9 protein-coding genes are annotated in these 10,822 nt (G+C 49.0%); 8 read left to right on the plus strand and 1 reads right to left on the minus strand.

The window, feature by feature from the left end:
* The first annotated feature begins 22 nt into the window (after positions 1-22).
* Positions 23-1,315, plus strand: a complete 1,293-nt coding sequence (locus GPJ68_RS06545; protein WP_016155926.1) for an efflux RND transporter periplasmic adaptor subunit — start codon at positions 23-25, stop codon at positions 1,313-1,315.
* 11 nt (positions 1,316-1,326) lie between these two features.
* The gene (locus tag GPJ68_RS06550) at positions 1,327-4,470 is read left to right on the plus strand and encodes a CusA/CzcA family heavy metal efflux RND transporter (RefSeq protein ID WP_016152153.1); all 3,144 of its coding nucleotides are present in this window, start codon (positions 1,327-1,329) and stop codon (positions 4,468-4,470) included.
* A 51-nt stretch (positions 4,471-4,521) separates the two neighbouring features.
* Here the strand turns inward: GPJ68_RS06550 and rclR are convergent, their stop codons facing one another.
* Positions 4,522-5,376, minus strand: a complete 855-nt coding sequence (gene rclR / locus GPJ68_RS06555) for a reactive chlorine-specific transcriptional regulator RclR (RefSeq protein ID WP_046275134.1) — start codon at positions 5,374-5,376, stop codon at positions 4,522-4,524.
* A 235-nt stretch (positions 5,377-5,611) separates the two neighbouring features.
* On the opposite strand from rclR, the gene rclA reads away from it, so the two are divergent.
* From rclA to GPJ68_RS06585, 6 genes are all read left to right on the plus strand, one after another.
* Positions 5,612-6,937: a reactive chlorine resistance oxidoreductase RclA gene (rclA, locus tag GPJ68_RS06560; protein ID WP_104652344.1), complete on the plus strand. Its 1,326-nt coding sequence runs from the start codon at positions 5,612-5,614 to the stop codon at positions 6,935-6,937.
* Between the two features lie 164 nt (positions 6,938-7,101).
* Entirely contained in the window at positions 7,102-7,338 is a 237-nt protein-coding gene (rclB, locus tag GPJ68_RS06565) for a reactive chlorine resistance periplasmic protein RclB (protein WP_029139445.1), read from the plus strand.
* Positions 7,339-7,349: 11 nt separating this feature from the next.
* Positions 7,350-7,910: a reactive chlorine resistance membrane protein RclC gene (gene rclC, locus GPJ68_RS06570; protein ID WP_047358051.1), complete on the plus strand. Its 561-nt coding sequence runs from the start codon at positions 7,350-7,352 to the stop codon at positions 7,908-7,910.
* A gap of 578 nt (positions 7,911-8,488) precedes the next feature.
* Positions 8,489-9,175, plus strand: a complete 687-nt coding sequence (locus GPJ68_RS06575) for a flagellar brake protein (RefSeq protein ID WP_016152158.1) — start codon at positions 8,489-8,491, stop codon at positions 9,173-9,175.
* Between the two features lie 24 nt (positions 9,176-9,199).
* On the plus strand, positions 9,200-9,787 hold the full coding sequence (locus GPJ68_RS06580; protein ID WP_019076223.1) for a helix-turn-helix transcriptional regulator: 588 nt from the start codon (positions 9,200-9,202) through the stop codon (positions 9,785-9,787).
* Positions 9,788-9,888: 101 nt separating this feature from the next.
* Positions 9,889-10,656 (plus strand): bifunctional diguanylate cyclase/phosphodiesterase, encoded by a 768-nt coding sequence (locus GPJ68_RS06585; protein WP_095715169.1) that lies wholly within the window; start codon positions 9,889-9,891, stop codon positions 10,654-10,656.
* The last annotated feature ends 166 nt before the right edge of the window (positions 10,657-10,822 follow it).

The raw sequence follows: 10,822 nt of genomic DNA on the forward strand, positions 1-10,822 counted from the left end.
CTATCGCGCAATGGAAATCACTATGGCGTCTTTAAATATTAAAAATACCGCGCTTATTCTCGCTGGCATGATTGTCGGTGGGGTTATTTCTGTCGGTATTTATACTTATTATTCATCAGCAAACGTAACGGCTGAAACCGGGCAGGCTTCGCAAAAAGAAGCCAGAAAAGTGTTGTTCTGGTATGACCCCATGTACCCGAACACGCGCTTTGATAAGCCGGGTAAATCACCGTTTATGGATATGGATCTGATCCCCAAATATGCCGATGAAGAGACCGCGAGCGCGTCAGCGCCTGGCGTGCGTATCGATCCTACTCAGACCCAAAATTTGGGTCTGAAAACAGAACCTGTGCGCCGTGGCCCGCTGCACTATGCGCAAACTTTCCCGGCTAACGTTAGCTATAACGAATACCAGTTTGTTATTGTCCAGGCTCGCTCCGCAGGCTTTATCGAAAAGGTTTACCCGCTAACCGTGGGCGACAAAATTAAGCAAGGTGCGCCGCTTATCGATCTGACGATTCCCGACTGGGTTGAGGCGCAGAGCGAATATTTGTTACTGCGGGAGACTGGCGGCAGTGCGACGCAGGTGGAAGGGATTCTGGAGAGATTACGTCTGGCCGGTATGCCGGAAGCGGATATTCAGCGCTTAAAATCGACGCGTAAAATTCAGACCCGCTTTACCCTGAAAGCCCCTATTGATGGGGTGATTACCGCATTCGATTTGCGTACCGGCATGAACATTTCCAAAGACAATGTGGTCGCGAAAATTCAGGGGATGGACCCGGTATGGGTCAGCGCGTCGGTCCCGGAATCTATCGCCTGGCTGATCAAAGACGCCTCGCAATTTACCATCACTGTGCCCGCCTGGCCGGATAAGCCTTTCACCATTAGCAAGTGGAATATCTTGCCAAGTGTCGATGCCACCACGCGTACGCTGCAGATCCGTTTGCAGGTCAATAACCCTGATGAGGCGCTCAAGCCGGGGATGAATGCTTACCTGCAACTGAAAACGCAAAGTGAACCGATGCTGCTGATCCCCTCAAAGGCGTTGATTGATACAGGCACCGAGCAACGGGTGATCACCGTCGATAACGAAGGTCGATTTGTACCGAAGCAGGTTGCGGTATTCCATGAATCTCAAGGGCTGACGGCTATCCGCTCAGGCCTGACTGAAGGTGAAAAAGTGGTGTCCAGTGGTCTGTTCCTGATTGATTCCGAGGCGAATATCTCTGGCGCACTGGACCGTATGCGCGCGCAGAACAGTGGTGCGCAAGACGCATCCGCAAAGCCAGCCCAGGCGACCCATTCACACTGAGGACATGATAAATGATTGAATGGATTATCCGCCGTTCGGTGGCAAACCGTTTTCTGGTGATGATGGGGGCGCTGTTTCTCAGTATCTGGGGAACCTGGACTATCATTAATACCCCGGTTGATGCGTTGCCCGATCTCTCTGATGTTCAGGTGATCGTCAAAACCAGCTATCCAGGGCAGGCACCGCAAATCGTTGAAAATCAGGTGACTTACCCGCTGACCACCACCATGCTGTCGGTACCGGGCGCGAAGACCGTGCGTGGTTTCTCGCAGTTTGGTGATTCCTATGTGTACGTCATTTTCGAAGATGGCACCGATCCTTACTGGGCGCGCTCGCGCGTACTGGAGTATCTCAACCAGGTTCAGGGGAAATTACCGGCAGGGGTCAGCGCGGAGATGGGACCGGACGCCACGGGCGTCGGCTGGATCTTTGAATATGCGCTGGTCGATCGCAGCGGTAAACACGATCTGGCAGAGTTACGTACTCTTCAGGACTGGTTTTTAAAGTATGAGTTAAAAACGATTCCGAACGTGGCAGAGGTGGCCTCGGTAGGCGGCGTGGTTAAACAGTACCAGGTTGTTATCGACCCGATGAAGCTGACGCAATATGGCATCAGCCTGGCGGAGGTGAAATCTGCACTGGATACGTCGAATCAGGAGGCGGGCGGTTCGTCTGTTGAGATGGCTGAAGCGGAATATATGGTCCGCGCCAGTGGGTATCTACAAACGCTTGATGACTTCAATAATATCGTCCTGAAAACAGGGGCCGACGGTGTACCTGTTTACCTGCGCGATGTCGCGCGTGTGCAGATTGGGCCGGAAATGCGCCGTGGGATCGCCGAACTGAATGGCGAAGGCGAAGTGGCGGGCGGGGTGGTAATTCTGCGTTCCGGTAAAAATGCGCGTGAAGTGATCTCCGCCGTTAAAGCCAAACTCGACACGCTGAAAAGCAGCCTGCCGGAAGGCGTTGAGGTAGTTACAACATACGATCGCAGTCAGCTCATCGATCGCGCTATTGATAACCTGAGCTATAAGCTGCTGGAAGAGTTTATCGTTGTTGCGCTGGTATGCGCGCTGTTCCTTTGGCATCTGCGTTCGGCGCTGGTGGCGATTATTTCCCTGCCGCTGGGACTGTGTATCGCGTTTATCGTGATGCATTTCCAGGGGCTGAACGCCAATATCATGTCGCTTGGGGGCATTGCCATTGCCGTCGGGGCGATGGTCGATGCCGCGATCGTGATGATTGAAAACGCCCATAAGCGGCTCGAAGAGTGGGGACATCAGCATCCGGATGAAAAACTGGATAACGCAACGCGCTGGAAGGTCATTACCGATGCCTCGGTAGAGGTCGGCCCGGCATTGTTCATCAGCTTGCTGATTATCACCTTGTCGTTTATCCCTATTTTCACGCTTGAGGGGCAAGAGGGGCGACTGTTCGGCCCGCTGGCGTTCACCAAAACGTATGCCATGGCAGGCGCGGCGTTTCTGGCTATTGTCGTCATTCCGATCCTGATGGGGTTCTGGATCCGTGGCAAAATACCGGCGGAAAGCAGTAACCCGCTTAACCGTTTCCTGATCCGTATTTATCATCCGCTGTTGTTGAAGGTGCTGCATTGGCCTAAAACCACCCTGCTGGTGGCGGTGCTTTCGATACTGACGGTTATCTACCCGCTGAATAAAGTCGGTGGTGAATTCCTGCCGCAGATTAACGAAGGCGATCTACTGTATATGCCGTCAACCCTGCCGGGAATTTCGGCGGCGCAGGCGGCGGATATGCTGCAAAAAACCGACAAGCTGATCATGACCGTTCCGGAAGTGGCGCGCGTGTTTGGTAAAACCGGTAAGGCGGAAACCGCAACGGATTCCGCGCCGCTGGAAATGGTCGAAACAACGATCCAACTGAAGCCGCAGGATCAGTGGCGTCCGGGGATGACGATGGACAAAATCATCGCCGAACTCGACAAAACCGTGCGCTTGCCAGGGCTGGCGAACCTGTGGGTTCCGCCTATTCGTAACCGTATCGACATGCTTTCTACCGGCATCAAAAGCCCGATTGGGATAAAGGTGTCAGGTAATGTTCTGGCTGATATCGACGCCACGGCGGAACAAATCGAAGAGGTAGCCAGAACCGTGCCGGGCGTCGCTTCGGCGCTGGCTGAGCGGCTGGTGGGCGGGCGCTATATTAATGTGGACATTAATCGGGAGAAAGCAGCCCGCTACGGTATGACCGTTGGCGCGGTACAGTTGTTTGTCACCTCCGCGGTCGGAGGCGCGATGGTGGGCGAAACGGTGGAAGGGATTGCACGTTATCCGATTAACCTTCGCTATGCGCAGAGCTATCGTGATAGCCCGGAAGCGCTGCGTAATCTGCCTATTCTGACGCCCATGAAGCAGCAAATCACGCTGGCTGATGTTGCAGATGTGACAGTGGTCTCTGGTCCGTCGATGTTGAAAACCGAAGATGCGCGACCCACCAGCTGGATTTATATCGACGCCCGCGACCGTGACATGGTTTCGGTGGTGAACGATCTGAAAAAAGCGATCGCTGAAAACGTACAGTTAAAGCCGGGGACCAGCGTGGCGTTTTCCGGGCAGTTCGAGCTGCTTGAACGCGCCAGCCATAAGCTCAAACTGATGGTGCCGATGACGCTGATGATTATCTTCGTCCTGCTTTATCTGGCTTTCCGTCGTTTTGGTGAAGCGCTGCTGATTATCACCAGCGTGCCCTTTGCGCTGGTAGGAGGGATCTGGTTCCTCTACTGGATGGGGTTCCATATGTCGGTTGCGACCGGAACCGGGTTTATCGCCCTGGCTGGCGTTGCCGCGGAGTTTGGCGTAGTGATGCTGATGTACTTGCGCCATGCTATTGAAGCCGAGCCTGCGCTGGAAAATCCGCAAACCTTTACGGCGGATAAGCTGGATGAAGCGTTGTATCACGGCGCGGTGCTGCGCGTGCGTCCGAAAGCGATGACCGTGGCGGTGATTATCGCGGGCCTGTTGCCAATCTTGTGGGGGACAGGGGCAGGCTCAGAAGTGATGAGCCGAATTGCCGCGCCGATGATTGGCGGCATGATTACCGCGCCATTGCTGTCGCTGTTTATTATTCCGGCAGCTTATAAGCTGATGTGGCTGCACAGGCATCGCAGCCAAAAGTAATGCCTTGAAGCGCTCGCCTGCGTCGGTTTTGTTGCCGAAGCAGGCGGTGCGTTATGCCGCCAGCGCTTTCACGCGTTTTCGGTACTCGCCCGGCGTGCAGCCAAATCCCCGTAAAAAGACTTTGTGAAACGATGATTCGCTGGCGTAACCCACCGACTCGGCAATAACGATCAACGGCTGCGATCCGCGTGACAGCATCTGGGCGGCGAATTGCAGCCGTAGCTCGGTTAACACCGCCAGCGGCGTGGAGTTTGATACTTCACGGAATAGCTGCGCAAAGCTGGCCCGCGACATATGGGCACGCTTTGCCAGTTCTTCGACAGTCCAGGGAAAAGCCGGTGACTCCAGCATCATGAAGACAACGGCCCCAAGCCTTGGGTGCAGCAGTAAATTCAGCACATTTTTAGCGGGGGTCGGCTGGGATAGCCACTCTCGAACGGCTAACGCGAACAGCGTAGCGCATTGCTGGCTGCAAACGATGTTGGAGCCAGGCAGATCGTTGATGTATTCCTGCTGCATCAGCGCAATCATGGCCTTCAGCCAGTGGCTAATGGGACTGTCATCTTCTGGTGCCAGTATTAATACTTCCGGAAGGGCGGTTAAAAAATAGCGTGAAGAAGCCTGCAATCGCAGGCTTCCGCAGACAATATGCGTTTGTTCTTCCCCTGTCTGGCACAGCCGATGCGCGGAGTTTTGAGGCAGAATGACTATTGTTCCAGGGCGTAACGTAGAAGACGTTCCGTCTGGCATATCCAGTTGAGCAAATCCTTGGGTTACCGTATGCCAGCGGATAACGGACAGCTCGCCCGCCGCGTGCGGCAGTTGCCAGTCCCTGCTCAGCAGGCAGTTTTGATCAATCGAGCCCTGCGGGTCGTTAAGCATAAGTAATCGGCTAAGTGCATCCATAAAGACTCCTGAGCAGTTCTTGTTGATGCTTGTCGAGATAAAGTAACGCTGTTACTCATTATTTATTAAATAAATTTATGGTCTTAGTTTATTGTCTCGATGGATTGAGTGGAAGAGAGATAGTAGTTGTTTAGACGATTTGACAGTAATTTGCGCGATATGGATACATTGTTCATGCATCGTTAAACCTATACTTCAGTTCAACAAACGAACAGTGACATGGTGGAGAGACAGCATGAATCAGTATCAGGCGATTATTATCGGATTTGGCAAAGCGGGTAAAACGCTGGCGGCTACCCTGGCGAAAACGGGCTGGCGAGTGGCGATTATTGAACAGTCAAACACCATGTATGGCGGGACATGTATCAATATCGGCTGCATTCCCACCAAAACCCTGGTACACGATGCTGAACTTCAGCATGACTTTGCTGCGGCGATGCAGCGCAAGGCCTCCGTTGTCAGCTTTCTGCGTGATAAAAACTTCCATAATCTTGCCGATCTGGAAAATGTAGATGTGATTGAAGGTCGTGCTGAATTTATTGATAACCATACGGTGCGGGTCGTGCAGCCAACAGGCGAGATTGAACTAAGCGGCGAAAAGATCTTTATTAATACCGGCGCACAGGCAACGATGCCAAACGTGGCAGGGTTAATGACTACACCGGGCGTGTTTGACAGCACCGGGTTGTTAAATTTGACGCAACGTCCGGAACGTTTGGGGGTTTTGGGCGGCGGTTATATTGGTGTTGAATTCGCATCAATGTTTGCCAACTTTGGCAGTAAGGTCACCATTTATGAAGCCGCCCCACTGTTTTTAGCCCGCGAAGATCGGGATATTGCCGACGCTATCGCCAACATTTTACGCGACAAAGGGGTTGAGATTATCCTCAATGCCAGGGTGCAGGCGGTTTCGTCCCATGACGGCGCGGTACAGGTGCAAATGCCGGAAGGCGTCCAGACTGTGGATGCGCTACTGGTGGCATCGGGTCGCAAACCGGCAACTGAAAATCTGCAGTTGCAGAAAGCGGGTGTGGATGTCAACGAGCGCGGTGCCATTGTAGTGAATAAATATCTGCGTACTTCGGCAGACAATATCTGGGCCATGGGCGATGTGACGGGGGGGTTACAATTTACCTATATCTCGCTGGATGACTTCCGTATTGTGCGCGACAACCTGTTAGGCGAGGGATTACGTAACACCGGCGATCGCCAAAACGTACCGTATTCTGTCTTTATGACGCCGCCGCTTTCCCGTGTGGGGATGACAGAAGAACAAGCTCGCGCCAGCGGCGCGGCGGTCCAGGTTGTCACCCTGCCTGTCGCGGCTATCCCGCGTGCCCGGGTGATGAATGACACGCGTGGCGTACTTAAAGCGGTGGTAAATCGCGAAACGAAACAGATATTAGGCGTATCGCTGCTGTGCGTGGATTCTCATGAGATGATTAATATCATTAAGACCGTTATGGACGCTGGTTTACCTTACACGACATTGCGCGATCAAATATTTACTCATCCGAGCATGAGCGAATCACTGAACGATCTCTTCTCTCTTATAAAATAATAATATAGTTTGCATGATTGCCCCACCTGTGTGGGGCTTTTTTTTATCATATATAAAGAAATACTCATGAACAGTTATTCTGGCGTTATGGAGGAAATAAGATAAGCAATAATGTTTTATTCTATTACGAGTGAAATCACTTGTTAATGGAAATAGAAATGAACATGCTTAAAACTTCATTATTATTGACTGCTTTACTGACCGCGCCGGTGACATTTTCTGCACTGGCACAGCAGCCAGTCGAAGTAGCCCGCGTCAGCGTGTCGGCAATTGCCGCCGCACCTTCTGTTGTTGAACATGCAATCGCCAGACTGGCGCAGGAAAAGAAGGCAACTTCCTGGAAAATTACCTCAATGCGCATTGATAGCAGCACTCACGCAACCGCAATTTTGTACAAGTGAGGAGAGTCTGAATGGAAAAGTATCTGCGTTTACTCAGCAAGGGCGATAGAATTGGATTAACATTGATTCGCCTGAGTATTGCCATTGTTTTTATCTGGATTGGCTTATTGAAATTTGTACCTTACGAAGCCGATAGTATTACGCCATTTGTTGCCAATAGTCCGGTAATGTCATTTTTTTATGAACATCCAGAAGAATATAAGCAGCATTTAACCCACGAAGGTGAGTTTAAACCGCAGGAGCGGGAATGGCAGAAGGCGAATAACACCTATACGTTCTCCAATGGTCTGGGCGTAGTCGAAGTGCTGATCGCATTGCTGGTGCTGGCTAATCCTGTTAGCCGTTGGTTGGGATTAATTGGTGGCGTACTGGCATTTGCTACTCCGATTGTGACGTTATCATTTTTAATTACCACACCGGAAGCATGGGTGATGCCACTGGGCGATATGCACCACGGTTTTCCGTACTTGTCCGGAGCCGGGCGTCTGGTGTTGAAAGACACATTAATGCTGGCGGGAGCGGTGATGATCATCGCAGATTCATCCCGATCAATTATTAAGCAAAAGTATTGAATTTTTAACGTTGTACCCTCTGTAAGACAGTAAGCCTCTATAGTTCGATTCGGTAATTACCGGGCCAGCAGGATGCTGGCCTTTTTTCTGCCCTAAGGTAAATTTATTTTACAGGTGAAATATAATTATTCACTTTTTCACAATAACTAGTCGGAGCTATATTCCTGGTTAATGATATAGTGCCGTAAGCATTTTCTCTTCTTCTTGCGATAGCACGCCAGTCCGCATACTGCGTGGTCCTTCCTTCAAAACCCATTCATTTCCCTCTATTTTTTTCTGTGTAGTTCTTGCTATTTGTTATCTCAAAATGACATCTCAAAAAATTTTATTATTCTCTTTTGTTATAGTTAGCCAACAACTTCATGTGGTTTTAGGCATGGCTTCAGCTAGAATTAACTTTGATTAAATGTTTTTACGTATCAATAAATGGCTAAAGATAGTTAAAAACTTAATTTTTAATCAACTGTTCGACATGGAATCCACTATGGTAATTAAGCACCAGGGGTGGATGCTGATCTCGCGTTTTGTGAGCAACCAAAAGCGAGACATATCTTAAATATGGAAATAAGGGTTTTAGAATGAGCTTTGGATTAGCAAAGGACAACAAGTTTGAAATCATCGCTACCCTTCGTGAAGAGTTGCACAAGAAAACGAAACTGGAAGTTTTATGTGAAAACCATAGTGTTATCACGCAGTTAGAGAAGATTGATTTCGAGCGGTTTGTCATCTCCGGACACGAAGACATTGTTCCTGAAAAGGTCCAGTACTTTATCCTGCACAGTGAAAGTGGGATTGTAAAATTTAGTGCCAGATTCGAACAAACCTTATCAGCAGGTGCACAAGCAGGATTATCCTACTTCATCCCGGATATGATTTTCTTTGCCCAGCAGCGACAAAATCAGCGTTTTTCCTTCCTGAAGGGTTACGACTTTTTCTGTTTTGGTCGTTACAAAAACGGAGAAAACTACTCTCTGAAGATTAAAAACATCTCGCAGGGCGGTTGTGCATTAATTGTTAAAGATGTGAACTCCCGTTTTCTCTATAAAGATGCGGTGATTAAAAATGCCGCGTTGGATTTTGATACGTTTGGCAGTTTACAGCTGGATTTGAAAGTGATCGATGTCGTCATGATCAATGAATTTGATGAGGATAATCAATTGTATGCCTGTCATCAGATTTCATGTGAGTTCGATTTTAAAAATCGTCGTGAAGAGGCAGAGGTCGAGAAGATTATTATTAAATTTTTAATGAGTAACAAGATTTGATGCTGATAAGGAGCGATGAACAGGATGTTGATGTGTGGCAGTGATAATTTTGTGGGCAACGGTTTGTTCGCCTACCTGACAAGCAAACATGTACCGATACAAACATTCCAGTTTGAGGATATGTTGCATCAGTCATCATTATGCCAGCATCAAACCATGGTTTTTAATATCATTGATAACGAACAACCATGTTCAACTATCGTGCAGTTTTTGAATAAAAACCGCTTCAAGTTTTATAATAATGTCGTGGTAATTATTGCTGATAGTTTGGTGGCGAAATTATGTGTAGAGTTATTATATGTTGAAAAAACGATAGTTTTGACGGAGAAATCTTCACTGCGCGATTTCGGTCAACTGGCGTCGTTAACGGCCGGGAAATGGAATCCCCGGTTATATCGTTCACAGAAAAGATTAACCGAGAGAGAGCAGCAGATTCTGAATTTATTGGTAAACGGATATACCGCCAGAGAAATTTCAGAGTTAGTCAGCCTGAATTATAAAACTATCCAGGCGCATAAAATGAGGGTCGTCACCAAGCTGGGACTGACCAATACCTCGGAATTAAATAAATTAATTGTCAGATTTACCCATCGTATGTCTTTTTTACCCTAACCTGGCCATTCTATTCTGATGTAACACACCTAATAGTAGATACAATTCGGGAGTGATATTGACTGGTTTTTAATTTTTATGATTTGTTGAGGGAGAGAGGAATGTTTAATTCTAGTGAGGTGTTAACCGCGCTTGAAAAGGCATTGAATACCAGTCAGCTTTATATGGTTTATCAACCAATTTTTAATTTGCGTAATCAGCGTATTAGCGGGTTTGAAGCATTAATGCGTTGGAATAGCCCCCAGATGGGGATGATCTCTCCCGATATTTTTATTACCTTGCTGGAAGACAGCGGCAATATCATGTCAATTGAAGATATGGTTACCCACACTCCCTGGGATGTGGCAACCCGTTGGCCAGAGCCCCTTGTATTGTCCGTCAATATTTCCGCGCTTGAATTCTGCGATCCGCTGTTACCCCAACGCGTCAGAAAAAATCTTACTGTATGTGGTCTCCCGCCCCATCGATGCCAGATAGAGGTTACGGAAACGTCGCCGCTGTGCGACAGTCAGGTCGCGGCTAAAAATATGACGGAGCTGAAGGCGATAGGGGTCAAAATTGCCCTTGATGATTTTGGAACCGGCCACGCCAATCTTAACTATCTGTTGAAATATCCTTTTGATACCTTAAAAATTGATAAGGAATTTATCGCCGGCATTGAACCCGATACCCGCTCAACAAAGATTGTTGAGGGTATAATTTCACTGGCGCACAATTTTGGTATTGAAGTTCTTGCTGAAGGGGTGGAAACCCAGTCCGAACTGGACCGGCTGATGCAGATTGGTTGTGACAAAATTCAAGGCTTTTTCATTTCTCCCCCAGTGTTGGCAGAAGATATCCCGTTACTCCTGACGCAGTATAATCCTTAATTTTCTCCCTCTCTGTTGTTCCCCTGAACCTCGATTGTTTCGCGTTGCCAGAGGGCCGCTCCCGCGCTTTTCCTGCCTATAAAATAAGTCCGTAGGCCTGATACGTTAAGCGCATCAGGTTGCTTTGTATCCGTGACAGGCAAAAAAAAAGCCCCCTGTTAAACAG

Source organism: Citrobacter sp. 172116965, assembly GCF_013458095.1.
Lineage (GTDB): Bacteria > Pseudomonadota > Gammaproteobacteria > Enterobacterales > Enterobacteriaceae > Citrobacter > Citrobacter braakii.